17 protein-coding genes are annotated in these 16,180 nt (G+C 42.8%); 6 read left to right on the forward strand and 11 right to left on the reverse strand.

Annotation, left to right across the window (positions count from 1 at the left end; all coding sequences use genetic code 11):
- Positions 1-57 precede the first annotated feature (57 nt).
- Positions 58-507, forward strand: a complete 450-nt coding sequence (locus IPP77_11655) for a GatB/YqeY domain-containing protein (GenBank protein MBL0310293.1) — start codon at positions 58-60, stop codon at positions 505-507.
- Between the two features lie 56 nt (positions 508-563).
- Positions 564-1,076 carry a CvpA family protein gene (locus tag IPP77_11660; GenBank protein MBL0310294.1) on the forward strand — a complete coding sequence of 171 codons (513 nt, stop codon included), beginning with the start codon at positions 564-566 and terminating at the stop codon, positions 1,074-1,076.
- 82 nt (positions 1,077-1,158) lie between these two features.
- On the opposite strand, the gene IPP77_11665 is transcribed toward IPP77_11660, so the two are convergent.
- Positions 1,159-2,421, reverse strand: a complete 1,263-nt coding sequence (locus IPP77_11665; GenBank protein ID MBL0310295.1) for a methionine adenosyltransferase — start codon at positions 2,419-2,421, stop codon at positions 1,159-1,161.
- Positions 2,422-2,477: 56 nt separating this feature from the next.
- Positions 2,478-4,139, reverse strand: a complete 1,662-nt coding sequence (gene recN, locus IPP77_11670; GenBank protein ID MBL0310296.1) for a DNA repair protein RecN — start codon at positions 4,137-4,139, stop codon at positions 2,478-2,480.
- Positions 4,140-4,211: 72 nt separating this feature from the next.
- On the opposite strand from recN, the gene IPP77_11675 reads away from it, so the two are divergent.
- Positions 4,212-4,700: a GNAT family N-acetyltransferase gene (locus tag IPP77_11675; GenBank protein MBL0310297.1), complete on the forward strand. Its 489-nt coding sequence runs from the start codon at positions 4,212-4,214 to the stop codon at positions 4,698-4,700.
- On the opposite strand, the gene IPP77_11680 is transcribed toward IPP77_11675, so the two are convergent.
- Both IPP77_11680 and IPP77_11685 read right to left on the reverse strand, forming a co-directional pair.
- A complete protein-coding gene (locus IPP77_11680; protein MBL0310298.1) occupies positions 4,697-5,605 on the reverse strand; it encodes a DUF4835 family protein in 909 nt (302 codons plus the stop codon). The genes IPP77_11675 and IPP77_11680 overlap by 4 nt on opposite strands.
- 46 nt (positions 5,606-5,651) lie before the next feature.
- Positions 5,652-6,308: a phosphopantothenoylcysteine decarboxylase gene (locus IPP77_11685; GenBank protein ID MBL0310299.1), complete on the reverse strand. Its 657-nt coding sequence runs from the start codon at positions 6,306-6,308 to the stop codon at positions 5,652-5,654.
- 130 nt (positions 6,309-6,438) lie between these two features.
- Between IPP77_11685 and IPP77_11690 the strand changes: the two genes are divergently transcribed.
- Positions 6,439-6,885, forward strand: coding sequence for a GNAT family N-acetyltransferase (locus IPP77_11690; protein MBL0310300.1), 447 nt, complete (start codon positions 6,439-6,441; stop codon positions 6,883-6,885).
- 6 nt (positions 6,886-6,891) lie between these two features.
- Here the strand turns inward: IPP77_11690 and IPP77_11695 are convergent, their stop codons facing one another.
- Together IPP77_11695 and IPP77_11700 are read right to left on the reverse strand one after the other, a co-directional pair.
- Positions 6,892-9,687 (reverse strand): outer membrane beta-barrel protein, encoded by a 2,796-nt coding sequence (locus IPP77_11695; protein MBL0310301.1) that lies wholly within the window; start codon positions 9,685-9,687, stop codon positions 6,892-6,894.
- A gap of 111 nt (positions 9,688-9,798) precedes the next feature.
- A complete protein-coding gene (locus tag IPP77_11700; protein MBL0310302.1) occupies positions 9,799-10,317 on the reverse strand; it encodes a DUF1905 domain-containing protein in 519 nt (172 codons plus the stop codon).
- A gap of 84 nt (positions 10,318-10,401) precedes the next feature.
- On the opposite strand from IPP77_11700, the gene IPP77_11705 reads away from it, so the two are divergent.
- The gene (locus IPP77_11705) at positions 10,402-11,109 is read left to right on the forward strand and encodes a YebC/PmpR family DNA-binding transcriptional regulator (protein ID MBL0310303.1); all 708 of its coding nucleotides are present in this window, start codon (positions 10,402-10,404) and stop codon (positions 11,107-11,109) included.
- A gap of 164 nt (positions 11,110-11,273) precedes the next feature.
- Here IPP77_11705 and IPP77_11710 read toward each other — a convergent pair whose 3' ends face one another.
- Positions 11,274-12,170 carry a hypothetical protein gene (locus IPP77_11710; protein ID MBL0310304.1) on the reverse strand — a complete coding sequence of 299 codons (897 nt, stop codon included), beginning with the start codon at positions 12,168-12,170 and terminating at the stop codon, positions 11,274-11,276.
- A 526-nt stretch (positions 12,171-12,696) separates the two neighbouring features.
- Between IPP77_11710 and IPP77_11715 the strand changes: the two genes are divergently transcribed.
- On the forward strand, positions 12,697-13,461 hold the full coding sequence (locus tag IPP77_11715) for a DUF1295 domain-containing protein (protein MBL0310305.1): 765 nt from the start codon (positions 12,697-12,699) through the stop codon (positions 13,459-13,461).
- Between the two features lie 2 nt (positions 13,462-13,463).
- Here the strand turns inward: IPP77_11715 and IPP77_11720 are convergent, their stop codons facing one another.
- The 4 genes from IPP77_11720 to IPP77_11735 are packed head-to-tail and all read right to left on the reverse strand — an operon-like array spanning position 13,464 to position 16,159.
- Positions 13,464-13,934 carry a hypothetical protein gene (locus tag IPP77_11720; GenBank protein MBL0310306.1) on the reverse strand — a complete coding sequence of 157 codons (471 nt, stop codon included), beginning with the start codon at positions 13,932-13,934 and terminating at the stop codon, positions 13,464-13,466.
- Positions 13,935-13,950: 16 nt separating this feature from the next.
- Complete coding sequence (locus IPP77_11725; protein ID MBL0310307.1) at positions 13,951-14,583, reverse strand: hypothetical protein; 633 nt, start codon at positions 14,581-14,583, stop codon at positions 13,951-13,953.
- Between the two features lie 33 nt (positions 14,584-14,616).
- Complete coding sequence (locus IPP77_11730) at positions 14,617-15,183, reverse strand: sigma-70 family RNA polymerase sigma factor (GenBank protein MBL0310308.1); 567 nt, start codon at positions 15,181-15,183, stop codon at positions 14,617-14,619.
- A 16-nt stretch (positions 15,184-15,199) separates the two neighbouring features.
- Entirely contained in the window at positions 15,200-16,159 is a 960-nt protein-coding gene (locus tag IPP77_11735) for a transketolase family protein (protein ID MBL0310309.1), read from the reverse strand.
- Between the last annotated feature and the right edge of the window lie 21 nt (positions 16,160-16,180).

A 16,180-nucleotide genomic window follows, 5' to 3' on the forward strand; every position in this document is an offset into this window, starting at 1 on the left:
AAATGGTTTTTACCTATCCCCCGCCGTTTTCTACATTTGCGCCAAATATTTTTACCCATGAGTTTAGAAGAAACAATCACTACAGACTTAAAGACCGCCATGATGGCGAGAGACGAAGCAACGGTGCGCGGTTTGCGCGCCATCAAGAGCGCTATCATCGTGGCCAAAACCGAGAAAGGTGCCGGAGGCGTGGTGGCAGCTGAAAAAGAGGTGCAGATTTTGCAAAAGATGGTGAAGCAACGCCGCGACTCTATTGCCGAGTTTGAAAAAGCAGGCCGGCAAGATTTGATTGTGATAGAACAACAAGAAATGGCGGTGATTGAAAAATATCTTCCCGCCATGATGAGCGAAGACGAGGTGCGCGAAGTAGTAAAAAAGGCCATCACCGAAACGGGGGCGACCAGTCAAAAAGAAATGGGCAAGGTGATGGGTATGGTGACCAAACAGTTAGCCGGCAAGGCCGATAATCAAATGATTTCGCAGTTGGTGAAAACTCTATTGACCTAAAAGATTCTACAAAATTACCCCTTGATAATTGCTCATAGTAAACCGCTGTTTGTAAATTGATCTTCGATATTCTATTCCTGATTTTTGTGGCGCTGGGGTTCTGGCAGGGATATAAAAATGGAATTATCTATTCCGTCTTTTCTATTCTTGGTTGGTTTCTGGGTATTGTAGCCGCCTTGAAGTTTTCTTACAAGGTGGTGCTGTTGTTGCACGGCTATGCGCAGCTCAGTCCCAAGGTCTTGGCCATTTTATCTTTCGTATTGGTTTTGTTGGCGGTTTTGTTGTTGATGAAAGCGATTGCCTGGGGCTTAGAACAAATACTGAAATCGGCAGATGCCAATTTGCCGAACAAGGTGATTGGAGGAGTGCTTCACTCGCTGATTGGGCTTTATGTGTTGTGTGTTTTTATCTGGTTCTTGAACCGGTTAGATGTTTTCCCGACTTCGCAAAAACAAAATTCTCATGTCTATCCTTATATCTCTAACCTAGCACCAAAGGTGGTGGAATATTCCGGCCAGATAGTGCCTATGTTTCGCAATACTTTTCAGGAGTTTGATAATTTGTTTTAGAAGTTCAAACGAATTCAGCCTTCCTTAAATCAGAAAGGGGTGATTGCCGAAGCGACCACCCCTTTCTGATTTTATAAAGTAACTACTTGATTCCGAAAGCGGTTTTGGTTGCTTTCAGCGAGTTCAACTCTTCCCAAGGAAACAGTTTCACTTTCACTTTCTTTTCGTTCTTCTTTCCCTTGTTGAATATCTTTTCAACCACCTTTGTTTCGCGTCCCATGTGGCCATAAGAAGCGGTTTCTAAGTAGATAGGGGTACGCAGATTAAAACGCTTTTCGATGAAGTAAGGACGGAGATCAAATTCTTTCATTTTCAACAAGCGCTTTGCAATTTCACCATCACTCAACTTTACTTTTGAAGTTCCGTAAGTGTTGACGAACAATCCCACAGGCTGCGCTACGCCAATTGCATAAGCCACCTGAACCAAGGCCTCATCACAAACTCCGGCAGCCACCAAGTGCTTGGCAATGTGACGAGTTGCATAAGCCGCAGAACGATCCACCTTAGAAGGATCTTTTCCCGAGAAAGCCCCACCACCGTGAGCGCCTTTGCCTCCATAAGTATCAACGATGATTTTTCTTCCTGTTAAACCAGTATCGCCGTGTGGTCCACCGATAACGAATTTGCCGGTAGGGTTTACATGATACTTGATTTTGTCGTTGAACATGGCCTGTACTCTTTTAGGCAGTTTTGCTTTCACTCTGGGGATAAGAATCTTAATCATATCCTCCTTGATTTTTTTCAGCATCACGGCATCTTTGCCAAAATCATCATGCTGGGTAGAAATAACAATAGCATCAATCCTTACCGGCTGGTTATTGTCGTTGTATTCAATGGTCACCTGACTCTTGGCATCGGGACGAAGATATTTTATAGCCTTGTTTTCGCGACGGAGTGCTGCCAATTCGCGAAGCAATAAGTGGGCGATATCTAAGGCCAAAGGCATATAGTTATCTGTTTCGTTGGTAGCATAACCAAACATCATACCCTGATCGCCAGCACCCTGTTCCTCGGGTTTCTTTCTTTCCACTCCTTGGTTAATGTCCGGAGATTGTTCGTGGATAGCAGAGAGAACCCCGCAGCTATTGGCTTCAAACATATAGTCTGCTTTGTTGTATCCGATTTGACGGATCACAGAACGTGCAATATTCTGCACGTCAAGATATGCTTCTGACTTTACTTCGCCCGCCAGCACTACCTGTCCGGTGGTTACTAAGGTTTCACAGGCTACCTTTGACTGTGGGTCATAGGCTAGAAAGTGATCAATTAAAGCATCTGAAATTTGGTCGGCTACTTTGTCCGGATGTCCTTCCGAAACCGACTCTGATGTAAATAAATAAGCCATTTGTTTTTGATTTTAGAGGTGTGAAAATATCAAAGTTCTGAAGAAATAATACAGACTTATCCTGCCACCAATTCGCGAGCATTGGCAATCGAGGCTTCAGTAGGTTGGTCGCCGCTCAGCATCTTGGCTATTTCCATAATCCGTTCTTCGCCTTTCAACTCACGGATGCGCGTGTAGGTGCGGCTACCGGTGCTTTCCTTGTAGATGTTGAGATGCAAATCTCCTGTGCGAGCTATTTGTGGAAGGTGCGTAATAGAAATCAACTGATGGTTTCTCGAAAGCTGTTTCATAATTTCTCCCACCTTCAGCGCCACCTCTCCTGATATGCCCGAATCAATTTCATCAAAAATAAGCGTAGGAAGTAACCTGTTGCCTGCTACTAATGATTTGACACAAAGCATAAGGCGTGAAAGTTCTCCGCCCGATGCTACATCCTTTATTTCTCTTGGAGCAAAACCTTTATTAGCCGAGAAAAGGAAGCGGACCTCGGTTAATCCGTTTTCGTTTAACCGCGACTTATCTAATAGACTTATCTCTACCTTAAAAGATGCGCCCGGCATACCTACCTTGGCAAGTAGAATCGTCACGTTATTCTGAAATTCTCTTAGCACCTTCTCTCGCGATGTATGAATATGATGCGCCGTGGAAAGCAAGGCACTCTGATCTTTTTGAAGCTTTGATTTCAGTTTGTCAATTTCAGACGAGTTAGTGTCCACAAAGGCAATGCGTTCTTCCAACTGATTCTGAAGTTGCAACAGACCTTCAATATTTTGAAGATTGTGCTTTTTCTGCAAGCGGTAAATAGTATTCAACCGGTTATTCACCTCTTCCAATCGGGTGGGGTCCAAAGCAGAGCCTTCCTGAATGTTCTCCATTTCAGAAGCGATATCTTTCAATTCTTCATACACGCTCTGTAGCCTTTCAGAAAGAGCCAGAATCTCCTTGCTGAAATTTTTCACTCCTTTCAGTTGTGATTGTGCTTCTGTAAGCTGAGGAAGGATTGCCACCTCGCTGTAATTCAACAATTGCGTAGCGTTCTGTAAAGAGCGTTTTATATCTTCAACATTGGCTAAAGTATTTTGTTCAGTTTCCAATGTGTCTTGTTCCTCTACTTGTAATTTTGCTTCTGCCAATTCATTGAGTTGAAAGAGAAGATAATCCAGTTCAGAAGAAGAAGACTTATAGGTCATTTCTAATCCTTCTAATTTTTTCACCCCTTTCTTGTATGCGGCAAACTCAATACGAAAATCACTAAGCACAGATTGGTTCTTAGTGAGCATGTCAATGACGTTCAGTTGAAAACCACCTTTGATTAAGTCTAGTGTTTCATGCTGTGAATGTAGATTGACCAACTGTTCGCTCAGTTGTTTCAAAATATCAAGAGTGACCGGAGTATCATTAATGAATGCACGGGACTTACCACTTTGATTGATCTCGCGACGGATAATGGTGTGTGGTTCAAAATCTAACTCATAGTCGGCGAAGAAGGATTTTAAGTGATAGTCTCCGACATAAAAATCAGCTTCTACCACGCACTTTTCTTCTTCGTTATACAAAATTTTTGAGTCGGCTCGTTCACCCAGAATCAATCCCAGCGCACCGATCAAAATAGATTTCCCGGCCCCGGTTTCGCCGGTAATAATGTTCATGCGCTCGCTGAATGAAATTTCAAGCTTGTCTATAATAGCATAATTGCGGATGGTCAGCCGATGGAGCATGGAGCGAATGTAAACGGTTAATTTGAGAATTTGATAATCGTTAATGTGGGAATGAAATACAATCTTTGCCGGATGAATCTTTTATTTCGACCTGCCAACGAACAGGATATCCCACTCATCTCATTCCTAGCAGAGAAAATATGGCGGGAACATTATCCCTCCATTATTTCGATTGAGCAGATAGAATATATGTTGGCCAACCGATATTCGCTTGACGCGATTCTCAACGGAATGAAAAGCGGAGAAAAGTATTTTTTAGCCTACACCCTTAATGTAGTTCATGCCTATGCTTCCGTCGAATTGGATAGCAGCTCTATTTTTCTCTCCAAATTTTATGTAGACGTCCCTAAACATAGAAAGGGCATTGGCCAAAAATTCTTCCATTATATAGTTTCAAGGCTTGACTCAAGCCTGCCCATACGATTACAGGTGAATCGTCAGAATATCAAAGCGATAAATTTCTATTTCAAAATGGGGTTCATCATTGAAAAAGCCGCTGACTTTGAAATAGGCAGCGGCTTCTTTATGAATGACTTCGTGATGGTCAGAAAAGGCACTTAGTTTCGGATGATTTTCTCGTACTTAGCCGCATTGATAGGGTCTGCGTGGCGCAGATAGTTTAGCGCCTTGGTTTTTTCTCCTCCATCTGCCCCTGAGAAAACATTTACTAACTCATCACTTTTTGCCTGAAAGAAAACATTGACCAAGATTGCGTTGGGGTAATCTTTAGCAATTCTATCTATTTTATCCAGCGCATTCATAATGTTCTGGCGTGCTAAAGCAGGTTTGTCATAGAAATTATCCATCCCGGCATAATGGTAGTCATAAATGGCCTGGCGGAATAATTCATATTTACTTGCAAGGATATTGTTGATCAGAAAATAACGGTTGCGCTGTCCATCAAATGGCCTCCAACCCTTCGCATCTACAGCGTTGGTTGGAACCGCATTCATAATTTGTTCTGCCATGGCAAAATATTTGGCACCACCGCCTTTGCCAAAACTTTCATAATCTAATCCGATGATGATATTGGCATAAAAACTGAGGATAGAAGTAAGGTTGGAGGTATATTGTGTTGCATTAAACTCTAAAGGCTGATTCATGATATAAGTAATCTGACAGCTATTGTCCACGTAGTTAAACAGCGGTGTGCTGTAAGAACTATTAAATACCGGTCGAGAAGACTGAACGGTCAGCTTCGCATTATATACATCCTGAACACCGGTAGATTCCAGAAAAATAAACATACTGCACTCAATTTTCTCTTCGGGAGCGAATACATCACCCGTCCAGGCTTTCGTATTCATAAACTCTGAAATAGCCGTTTGCATGGTAGTAAATATGGCTGGATCTACATCCGTTACTTTCTGCCCGTTTACGGTCACTTGGCAATTCAACTCTTGCGCATTAACTAAACCTGCTGCCATCATCAGGCATCCTAAAATTAAATTTCCTGTTTTTTTCATCTTCATAGGTTTGATACCGATAATCTAAAGCAAGCACTACCTTTTGTCAAGTACCGGTGTTCGTTTTTTTCATTTGTTCCATTATATAACGTACCAAATCTCGTGCCAACTCACTTTTTTGCTTGAGAGGAAAGGCATTTACAAGTCCTGCTTTGTCAATTACTGTGATTTTATTGGTGTCGTGTTGAAACCCTGCTCCTTTATCTTTCAGCGAATTTAAAACAATAATATCAAAATTCTTTTTCGCCAGCTTTTCCTTTGCATGCTTCAATTCATCTTCCGTTTCTAGCGCAAAGCCCACGATAAACTGTCCCAACTTTTTATTCTTCCCCAGTTCTCCGGCAATATCTATCGTGCGGACTAATTCAAGCGACCATTCATCCTTTCCTTTTTTTATTTTTTCTACCGCTTGGTTCTTAGGAGTATAATCTGCCACCGCAGCGGCGAACACGATAACGTCGCTATCCGAAAAATATTGTTCACAGGCTTGGAACATTTCGGCGGCGGTTTGGACTTCAACTTCTTGAATGGAAGGGTGCATTGCCTTGAGATGCGATGGCCCTTTTACCATCACTACTTCAGCACCAATTCCCGCAAATGCTTCTGCAATGGCGATACCCATTTTCCCCGATGAGTGATTACCAATAAAACGAACGGGGTCAATTGGTTCGTGTGTAGGTCCGGCTGTGACTAAAACTTTCATAAAGTGACAAAGGTGCTAATTGTTGGGATATTGAAGAGGAAAAACCGACAAGTAATATGGAGGGTGCCTATTTGTCTAAGGTATTCGTTTATGCTGCCTTTTTCGATACTTTCACTGCCAATTACTTCCAATGCTTCACTGGATATTTAAAGGCTTTCATGAATTAACTCCTTCAGAACTATACCTAACCATGCAACTGAGGCAAGAAGTATTTGTATTAGAACAAAAATGCCTGTACCTAGATGCCGATGGCAAAGACCTGCTTTCACATCATTTAATGGGCTTTCAGGATAAAACTCTTGTCGCCTATTCTAGGCTTGTTTCGCCTGGCATATCTTATTTAGAGCCTTCCATTGGGCGAGTAATTACTGCACGCGGTTATCGTCATAATGGTTATGGAAAGGAACTGATGAGAAAATCAATAGAAGGAATAGAAAAACTTTATGGAAAAACACCTATTCGTATCGGGGCGCAAGTTTACCTGATGAAGTTTTACGAAACTTTTGGTTTCAAACAAGATGGAATCCCATATCTGGAAGATAGGATTGACCACGTAAAAATGCTGCGGCAACTCTAAATTTTTCTAACTCTTCTTAAACTGCCTGATGGTATAAGTTACCGTCAACATGAGGTAGCGCCTCAACACTTGATTCTTAGAATCTTCAATATAGGTTTCATTGATGCTCCTACTGATTCCTGAATTTTGGTTCAGCAAATCAAAACCAGAGACTTTCACCTCCAGCGATTTGTCTTTGAAGAATTTGTAACCGAAGGAAGCATCCCAAAGGAAAATATTTTGATTGAATCCTTGTGCGATTCCGGCATATAAGGTGTTTTGAACTCCGGTATTAAACACAAATCCTTTCCAAAACAACCAGTTGAATCTTGCCGAAGCAAAGTGTGTGAAATAATTATTGTCCGATTTTTTCTGCAAGGTATTTTTCACAATGTTGTAGCTGCCAGAATAGTTGATGCTAAAATCAATTTGCTCACTGATATTGCTGCTAAGTGTTAACCCTGCTTTCGGAATATAGGTATTCGAGCGGTTGATTTCATTATTGACCATACCCGGATTACGCGAGTAACTGAATCCGGCATTGAGGTTGAGGTTGCATTTAATTTTCTTGATTGGCAATCCATAAGTAAAGAAGCTGTTCAAATTTAAACTTCCTTCTTTTAGGTTGACCGGTTGTGTCAATTGAGAACCGGTATATAGAATCACCGCATCGTTAAGCAACGTATCCTTCTTTGCGATGTAGGTAGAATTGCCAATATAGTTATGTGTATAATTGGTTGAAAAAAAAGCAAAGAATGTCTGCGCTCTTTTGGTGTCAGACCAACCGAACCGAACCATTCCAAAGTGACTATAATTTTGTTTCAGGTCTGGATTGCCCGTAGAAAGTAGCAGTGGATTGCTGTTGTCTATCACATTTTGCAATTGCGATAGAGATGGTGGGCTGGTCGAGGCGCGATAGTATATCCGTATATTGGCTTTCTCAGAAAACTTATAGTTGAGCATCGCGTTAGGAAGCATATTAAAGAATCTACGGCTGGTGCTGAACGCAATCGGATATAGCTGTGTTCCATCCAGCCACGCATATTGGGCATCCAGCCCGGCCATCAAGCTGATTTTCTTATCGGCAAACCGGTAGCTGACGCCTCCGCGTTGAGTCATATAGGTATTGTCAAACTTGTTTGAAAGAGTCGTATCCTGGTTCATATAGTCCCGCATAAGGGTATCATAATTGAACGTCTCTTTGTCAGATTTATTCCAGGTATAGGAAGGACTATAATTAAGTTGGATAATCCCTTGTTTGCCTGCCGGTTCAGTATAGGATACAATTCCTGACACGACATAATTCTTAGAAGACGTATTAACAATTTGATCCAGCAAGGTGGAGTCGGTAAAATATTGATTGAAAGAATTAAGCGTAGTGTTGCCCGCCCTATTATTTGCAGTAGAAGAAAGAGTTAAAGATAAAGTTCTTTTAAGGGTTTTGAATTTGTGCTGATAGGTCAGGTCACCGGAAATATTATAGCCAAAGTTGTTCGAAAAATAAGTGCTTTGGGTAAATCCTAACAGTTCATTTCCGCCTATGCTGTTCTCGCCTATGATGCTATTGGTCTGCTTGTTTTTTTGAAAACTTGCTTTAGGGTTGAAGATGATTTTATTCATCGAATCAATAGTGTACTCCAATCTAAAATTGGCACGATGATTCATGTTTGCGCTTATGGTATTATTGCTTTCCTTATAAATAGTAGAGCTGTCTCCGGCGTTAAAATACTGACGAGTAAGTTCATTGTTGTTGGAGTTGGAAGCATAATTGAAAAAATAGCTGCCCGATACTTTGAGCTTCTTCCCCCACATATCGGTATAGTTAATACCGGCAGCATGGGTGGTAGAGATACCTCCTTGCTGACCCACCATAAAATTATTGACCGCACCACCGCCTCTATAACCGCCGCCGCCCGGTCTGCCACCACCTCCCATACCACCACCACTGCTTCCGGTTACATCCAGCAAATCCTGCATCGAAAAATTTTGCTGATTTACATTGTTACTCATTCCCACAAAAGACAAACGACGGTTGCCTTTAAACCAGTTGACCGTTGCCCCCGCAGAATACCGATGGTCTGTCAGATAACCGTAACCGGCATATACTTTTCCAAACACCCCATTGTTTTTTCCCTGTCGGGTAATCAGGTTCATAGATTTCTGAGACCTTCCATCGTCAAAGCCGGTGAGCTGCGCAAAATCACTCATCCGGTCATAAACCTGTACGCGATCTACCACTTCGGCGGGAAGGTTGCGCACAGCCAGCGTAGCATCCTCACCGAAAAAATCTTTTCCATCTACCGTTACCTTCTTCACCTCTTCGCCATGTGCTTTCAATGTTCCCTTTTCAGAGGTGATTCCGGGCATCTTGGTAATCAGGTCTTCGGTAGTCGCATCTGGATTTGTCTTATATGCTTTGGCGTTATATTCTGCCGTGTCTCCTTTCTGTTCCACTCGAATGGCATTCTCTACGATGTTCACATCCTTTAAATCTAAACTGCCTTTATTCATAGGTAAGGCTCCCAAATGCTTGTCTGCATCACGTACAAAAACCATTTCATCCCGAACTGAATAGCCCGTATAATTGATACGCAATTTATACGAGCCGTTGGCCACCGAAGTAAATTCAAACTTCCCATCTGCATCGGTCGCGGTACCTTTCCAGTTCGTGGTGTCTTTCATCGAAACCAATTTCAACGTGGCACCGGGCATCGAGGTCCCGTCACTTTGGTCGGTAATGATACCATCCACTTTAAATGTTTGTGCGAAAGTCAAAGCAACCGTAAGAAGAAGTAGCAAGAGAAATCCGGTTCGTTTCATCATCAGAATCATTGGAAAATATACAGAAAAAGGATTGGACAAATATGAACGCATTAGTTTAAGCAAAAGAAAAAATTGGGATTTTTTAGGAACAACCTTTCCCGCATAGCCTCCTTATAGTATTGCTCCTCTTTCTGCCTTCAAGGCGCGAATCATCTCTCCATACCGGTATCCTTTCCGCATGGCATCGAGCATTTGAGCAATTCTTCTGGCTTTCGTTTCTGGCGTTTTTGCACTGTCAATCCAATTGCTGAAATATTTTTGTTCCGAACCTGATAACTTTTCAAAGCCCTTCATCGCCTTCGGTTCATCACTCAAGCAATCCATCATCTCGACAGAAAATTGAAACGCAGCATCATCGCACACCAGTTGAACATTTATTTTCGCCCCCTTTCTTTTGCCAATGTTTTTTCGCATCGCGGCGTTCAGTGGCATGATAAAATCTCCTTCACCCATCGGTATCAAGGCCACTTGTTTAATAGTATAATCATCCAGCTTTCCTTTCACCCGAAATGATTTTTTCATTCCCGGATAAATCTTTTGTGCCTGTTCCGCCGAAACATGGATGTAGGTCCATCCGGTTTTCTCGCCCTGCTTTTCAAACTTCAGAATAGTCGTGCTGAATTGAATCATACACAAATTTATAAAGCTCTGCCAGAGTAGGATTGTCTATCCATCCTTGTTTTTTATTTTCACGCTTCAATCAAAACAATCAATATGGGTCGCGCGTTTGAATATCGGAAGGAACGAAAAATGAAAAGATGGGGAGCTATGGCCAAAGCCTTCACCCGCATCGGAAGAGATATTGCCATTGCCGTGAAAGATGGCGGCGGCGACCCCGATAGCAATGCGCGCCTCCGCGCCTGCATCCAAAATGCCAAGGCGGCCAACATGCCCAAGACCACCGTCGAGGCGGCGATTAAAAAAGCTACTTCAAAAGATACGACTTCCTATGATGAAATGACGTACGAGGGCTACGCCGCACATGGCGTCGCGATCGTTGTAGATACCGCTACCGATAACCCCACCCGCACCATTGCCAACCTCCGCACCATCTTCAACAAGAACGGTGGAACGGTCGGCACGCAAGGCGCAGTGGAATATATGTTTAAGAAGAAAGCACTTTTCAAATTCAACATTGGCAATTTGAATCTCGAAGAACTGGAACTGGAACTGATTGATGGAGGATTATCTGAAATCAGCGAAGAAGATGGTTTGGTTTCTGCTTATGCCGAATTTACCGACTTCGGAAATCTTGCAAAAACGCTCGAAGCCAAAGGCATCGAAGTCATCGAATCCGGCTACGACAAAATCCCCGACTTCTATAAAGAGTTAGACGATGCCGGCGCCGAAGAAGTCATCAAACTGATTGAAAAACTCGAAGAAGACGACGACGTGCAGCAGGTGTTTCATAATATGAAGTAGGCACTTCAATCTTTCCTCACGGAGGAATTAAAAAAATTTCACGCTAAGAACGCAAAGGCTAAACGCAAAGTGCACAAAGAAAGCGTTGGCAGAAACCGTCTTTGCGTTCTTTGCGGGGCTATTCTCTTCGCGCCCTCTGCGTGAAACTGCCTTTCTTTTCATTCTCATATCCTCTCCACCTCCGCCTCCACTTCCAAATGCTGCCCTCTTTTAATATGGAACAAAATGATTTTTGTTTGATAACCATCTCCGCATAATTTCAAATTATACGTCCCCGCTATAAACCGGCGAAAAACCATTCGTCCTTCCTTATCCGTCACCGCCTCCTTATTTTTCAATCCCTCAATATTTCCGTGTAAACCAGTCGCAACGGCACCGGTTGCCGTTTTTACAACAACCGTCAGCGTCGTATGCCGGATACCCGCCGCTATCACATGCTTCATCAATTTGAACCCATTCACCAGTCCCGGTTGCGTATCAATATATTCTCCATAAAGCAAATCATACATATTCTCAATGGCCTCGATCGCCGTCAAGTATTCCGTCGGCAACTGCTTCGTTGCCTCCGCCGATTTCTTTTGACGGGCTACCTGCGGCTGCACCCGCGCCTCTTCGTATGCCGCAATCGCCGCATCAATCGCGGCAATGTCCGCCGCGTTGATGTTCGTCAATATCGCCAGATGCTCCTGCATCACCTTCTGCATTACTCGCGCTCGCTCTACCGCCAACTGCTTGTCCCCTCTAAAAATATACGAGAACGCATGGCCCAGTTTTCCCGCCAATTCCATTTCACCTGCCTGCGAAGCCTTCACCCTTCCCTTCTTCGCAAACTTCACTACAGTCATCGCCATCTTTCGCTTCACGTCCAGACTCATTTTTCCCAACGAACTGTTATCGCGGCTCTGCAAAGTCCCCAATGCCTTTATCTTGCTCAGCGCCTGATTGAACCTTGTTTGCTCCGCCGCATACTCGGCAATAACTCCTGTTTCTGCCGAATGATTAAGATTAAACTCCTTCACCCGATCAAAGGAATCGAGATAATTTTTCTGTCTGTTAATCATTTTTATCTCAAATTAAACTTGAAAAATGGTCTTTCTGATTAAAATATGGCTCTTTAGATTCAAAAATACATATTTCGAATCATTGCAAACGTATTTAACAAAGCTACATGTCCATCTAACAATACTACATGTTTAATTGATTATACAACATATTTATTTAGCATAATTTCATGTTTATTTAGCTAATCTACATATCTATTTGATAGTTGAGCATGTTCATTTGACTAAATAACATGTCAATCTAGCAATACTGCATATCTATTTGACATAACTGCACGTTTATCTGGCTAATGATTCTATAAAGAATGATTTATCCTGAATGAAGCTGGTTAATTGATTTTCTACCTTCTCACATATTTGATACTCCTTACTCCAAATATTTTGTTTCCCAGACCGAAATCTCGTTGAAACAAACTGCAAAAGTTTATACAACTCTTGTAGTCTTTAATATGAAGCATGGTGTTTTATTTCCTGAAGAAGGATGCTGAATAAAAGGATTTTTCATGGAAAAAATCATCTTCGTTTCATGATTCACCTCGAAATGCTAAACCAAATCACCACCGTCTGGATGGTGCTGGCTGTCATTACCTTCTTCTTTTTATTGAGACAAACACAACCCTACGGCAGGCACACATCTTCCAAATGGGGCGCATTGATGAGCAACCGGTGGGGTTGGTTTATACAAGAAGCGCCTTCGATGATTTTCCTTTCTCTGTTTTTCTTTCTGGGAACCATTCAGAAAACACCCGTCAGCTATTTGCTCTGGGGCCTGTGGATGATTCATTACATCAACCGGACCTTTGTTTTCCCTTTTCGAATTAAAACCAAAGGGAAAAAGATACCGGTGATGATTGTTGCAGCCGCTATTTGCTTCAATTTCATGAATGGCTTTGTCAACGGCTATTGGCTTGGCAATTTTGGTGGAAATTATGAGCCCAGTGTTTATTTCACTTCAGCACAATTCTTCATTGGGGCGATTGTTTTCATCAGTGGCTTCCTTATCAATATTCATTCAGATAATATTCTGATTCATCTGCGCAAGCCTGGAGAAACCGGATATAAAATTCCTACCGGCGGAATGTTCCGGTTTGTTTCTTGTCCCAATCACATGGGCGAAATCATTGAGTGGATTGGTTTTGCCATTCTGGCGGGAGGCTTACCTGCTTGGAGTTTTGCATTGTGGGCTTTCTGCAACATCGTGCCGAGGTCATTAGACCATCACCGTTGGTATCAGAATAAATTTCCCGACTATCCGAAAGACCGCAAAGCAGTGATTCCTTTTATTCTTTAAAACTACCGAGGGCCCATTCCGCCTCTGGGTGCAGGGCGGTCACCTTTCTGCTGCTGGCGTTGGTCGCGTAGTTCCCGCAGCCTTTGTTGGAATTTATTTTCCACACCATATAGCAGGTTACATTTTTCTTTGCCAAGCGTTGACTCAAATTGTATTTGATACTTCTTCTTCAGGTCTAATTTCTTTTGTTCAAAATCCAATTGTTCGGTGGCGCTCAAAGGTTCCGAACCCGTATGAAAGTTTTTACGCAAAGAACCCATATCGCTCCGATATTGGTTATACACCGGCCAGAACTTCTGCGCTTCGGCGGGATTGAGATTCAGTTCCTGTGAGATAAAAGCAACACGTAATGATTCGATGCGGTCTGCTTTATCATTGCCTCCTTCTGGTTGTTGAGCAAATAATCCAGACATCACCATCATCATAGCGCTTGCCATCAACAGGGTTTTCATATTTAAGATTGACTTCTTCATTGTTCTCATTTTATGTTTAATCAAGAATAGCATCGTTTAATTCTTTGTCGCTCACATCTGAAAGCACGCTTCGCACCTTCGACTCCGGCATTTTCTCTTTCGGTGTGTAATCAAGCAGCGAAGTGTTGAATTCATCCGAATGCGTAGCGAAATAGCTGTTCAGTTCTGCGTTACTTATTTGCGCCATCTGGCAATCAACATCCTTACATTGATCCTCTACTTTTATCAGCATCATCACCGCCAGAATAATCATCGTTGCAAACCCCGCAAAAGCCACCGAGTATTTAGGCTTGAAAATGGAATCGGCTATGCGATCAAAGAAAACATTGATAGAAACCATCCAACCGTTAGGCGAAGTTTCTTTTATTTTTTCTTCACTCTTTATCCTTTGCAGGACGGACGATGGAACAGATTGAAAATAAGCAGCGGGTGGAGCCTCCAAGACACTGGTCTTTCCCAACCGCGCCAACTCAGGAGCCACTGAAGATAATTCGGCAGCCACTTCTTCTGCCCGAATTTTTTTCATCATATCCACTGCGAACGACTTGAAATAATCCACCGGAACCTCACCCACCGAACTCTTATCCAACTTGGCCAGTCCGGGAGCTACCTCCTTTAGTTCTTTCAATATCTCTTCACTGCTTTTCATGTGCTTTGTATGACCTTTTCAATTCAAAAAGGTTTAATCCTCTTCGAGAATAATTTTTTCAATTTTCTGTGCTGCATGATGGTAGCTGGCTTTCAACGCACCAACACTAGTGTCGAGTACTTCGCTCATCTGCTCATAGGGCATTTCATCATAATAGCGCAGATTAAAAACCATCTTTTGTTTTTCAGGAAGACTATCAATCGCCCTTTGCAACTTCCGCTGAATATGTTCACCGTCAATATCGCTCGATTCTCCTTTTAAATAACTGGCAGGTGAGTAGCCTCCTTCTTCATCTTCCGAGTCGGAGCCGTCGAAAGCTACGGTTGCTTTTCTTGTCCTGCTATTCAGAAAGGTGATGGTTTCGTTCGTAGCAATGCGATAAATCCAAGTAAAAAGTTGTGAGTCAGCCCGGAAATTCTCTAATGCATTCCATACCTTAACAAAGGTATTTTGCATTACATCGTTCGTGTCATCATGGCTCTTCACCATTCTGCGCACGTGCCAATAAATTTTTTGCTGATAGGCTTCAATAAGAATAGTAAAGGCTCGTTCTTTCCCCGAGCCGGAATGAAACAAATCAAGTATTTCTCGGTCGGTCATATTTTCGTTCGCTTTTCTATTTTTTCCTTAGTAGCACTTTCTTCACCGCATTGATAACATCCGGTGTATCCAAACCATACTTTTTCATTAACTGGTCTGGAGTGCCGCTTTCACCAAAGCTATCATCTACTGCTACATACTCCAGTGGAGTGGGCTGATGACGCGCCAACAAACTGGCCACAGTGCTTCCCAACCCTCCAATCCGGTTATGTTCTTCAGCTACGACAGCGCATTTGGTTTTAGCCACTGAACGTATGACCGCCTCTTCATCTAAAGGTTTAATTGTATGAATATTAATGAGTTCAACCGAAAGCCCTTCTGCTTCTAATTGTTTTGCCGCTTCTACTGCCTTCCAAACCAGATGGCCGGTGGCGAAAATGGTGACATCCTTTCCTTCATTCATCACAATCGGTTTGCCAATTTTGAAACTTCCTTCCGGCATAAAGATAGGCCACACCGGTCTGCCGAAGCGCAGATAAACCGGGCCTACATATTCAGCCGCAGCAATAGTCGCCTCTTTTGTCTGATTATAATCGCAGGGATTTATCACTACCATTCCAGGAAGCATTTGCATCAGGCCGATGTCTTCAAGAATCTGATGTGTGGCACCGTCTTCACCCAGTGTAACCCCCGCGTGTGAAGCGGCGATCTTTACATTCTTACCCGAATACGCAACCGACTGGCGAATCTGGTCATATACCCTACCGGTGGCAAAATTGGCGAACGTTGTCGCGAAAGGAATCTTTCCCCCGATAGTCATTCCGGCGGCAATGCCAATCATGTTTGCCTCCGCCACACCCGTTTGAAAAAAGCGGTGGGGAAATTCTTTGATGAAAGCGTCGAGTTTTAAAGAGCCTACCAAATCAGCGCATAGCGCCACCACGTTGGCATTAGTTCTTCCCAATTCGAGCATACCCGCTCCGAATCCCGAACGAGTGTCCTTATTTCCTGTAGAAACAAAATCTGCTAAGGTCATAGATGTGTTTGATGATGCTAA

Source organism: Bacteroidota bacterium (assembly GCA_016722375.1).
In the GTDB taxonomy this organism is placed as follows: domain Bacteria; phylum Bacteroidota; class Bacteroidia; order Chitinophagales; family LD1; genus Bog-950.

Coding starts and splice junctions, on each gene's coding strand:
- IPP77_11655 (MBL0310293.1), top strand. CDS start 58: ATGAGTTTAGAAGAAACAATCACTACAGACTTAAAGACCGCCATGATG.
- IPP77_11665 (MBL0310295.1), bottom strand. CDS start 2,421: ATGGCTTATTTATTTACATCAGAGTCGGTTTCGGAAGGACATCCGGAC.
- recN (MBL0310296.1), bottom strand. CDS start 4,139: ATGCTCCATCGGCTGACCATCCGCAATTATGCTATTATAGACAAGCTT.
- IPP77_11675 (MBL0310297.1), top strand. CDS start 4,212: ATGAATCTTTTATTTCGACCTGCCAACGAACAGGATATCCCACTCATC.
- IPP77_11680 (MBL0310298.1), bottom strand. CDS start 5,605: ATGAAAAAAACAGGAAATTTAATTTTAGGATGCCTGATGATGGCAGCA.
- IPP77_11685 (MBL0310299.1), bottom strand. CDS start 6,308: ATGAAAGTTTTAGTCACAGCCGGACCTACACACGAACCAATTGACCCC.
- IPP77_11690 (MBL0310300.1), top strand. CDS start 6,439: ATGCTTCACTGGATATTTAAAGGCTTTCATGAATTAACTCCTTCAGAA.
- IPP77_11695 (MBL0310301.1), bottom strand. CDS start 9,687: ATGATGAAACGAACCGGATTTCTCTTGCTACTTCTTCTTACGGTTGCT.
- IPP77_11700 (MBL0310302.1), bottom strand. CDS start 10,317: ATGATTCAATTCAGCACGACTATTCTGAAGTTTGAAAAGCAGGGCGAG.
- IPP77_11705 (MBL0310303.1), top strand. CDS start 10,402: ATGGGTCGCGCGTTTGAATATCGGAAGGAACGAAAAATGAAAAGATGG.
- IPP77_11710 (MBL0310304.1), bottom strand. CDS start 12,170: ATGATTAACAGACAGAAAAATTATCTCGATTCCTTTGATCGGGTGAAG.
- IPP77_11715 (MBL0310305.1), top strand. CDS start 12,697: ATGATTCACCTCGAAATGCTAAACCAAATCACCACCGTCTGGATGGTG.
- IPP77_11720 (MBL0310306.1), bottom strand. CDS start 13,934: ATGAAGAAGTCAATCTTAAATATGAAAACCCTGTTGATGGCAAGCGCT.
- IPP77_11725 (MBL0310307.1), bottom strand. CDS start 14,583: ATGAAAAGCAGTGAAGAGATATTGAAAGAACTAAAGGAGGTAGCTCCC.
- IPP77_11730 (MBL0310308.1), bottom strand. CDS start 15,183: ATGACCGACCGAGAAATACTTGATTTGTTTCATTCCGGCTCGGGGAAA.
- IPP77_11735 (MBL0310309.1), bottom strand. CDS start 16,159: ATGACCTTAGCAGATTTTGTTTCTACAGGAAATAAGGACACTCGTTCG.